Origin of the sequence: Streptomyces beijiangensis (assembly GCF_017315755.1) — a bacterium.
Lineage (GTDB): Bacteria > Actinomycetota > Actinomycetes > Streptomycetales > Streptomycetaceae > Streptomyces > Streptomyces beijiangensis.
Genome location: NZ_JAFLRJ010000849.1, coordinates 1 through 337 on the forward strand (window position 1 = coordinate 1; position 337 = coordinate 337).

Genomic DNA, 337 nt, shown 5'->3' on the forward strand with positions numbered 1-337 from the left:
CGTCGCTCCGCTGGAGCTGGTTCTCGTCGAGACCGATGCGCCTTTCCTGACGCCCGCCCCGTACCGCGGTCGGCCTAATGCCCCGTATCTCATTCCGGTCACGGTGCGTGCCATGGCGGCGGTCCGTGGCCTCGGTGAAGAGGCTCTGTGCACGGCGATCGCGGCCAACACGGCCCGCGCCTTCGGACTGACGCGCGACACGGAGTAATCGAACGGCTTTGGAGAGTGACCGGCGCTCCGCTAGTGTCCCGGCCCGACCGGAACGCACCGGACCGGACCTCTGAAGCGAGTGAGCGTCGTGAGCAGTGCGCAGGGCAGTCACCGTGCCGAACGCGGC

General features: G+C 68.8%; 1 protein-coding gene. It reads left to right on the plus strand.

From position 1 onward, the window contains the following. On the plus strand, positions 1-208 hold a 208-nt coding region (locus J0695_RS39470), incomplete at its 5' end, for a TatD family hydrolase (protein WP_206969665.1). Positions 209-337: the final 129 nt, after the last annotated feature.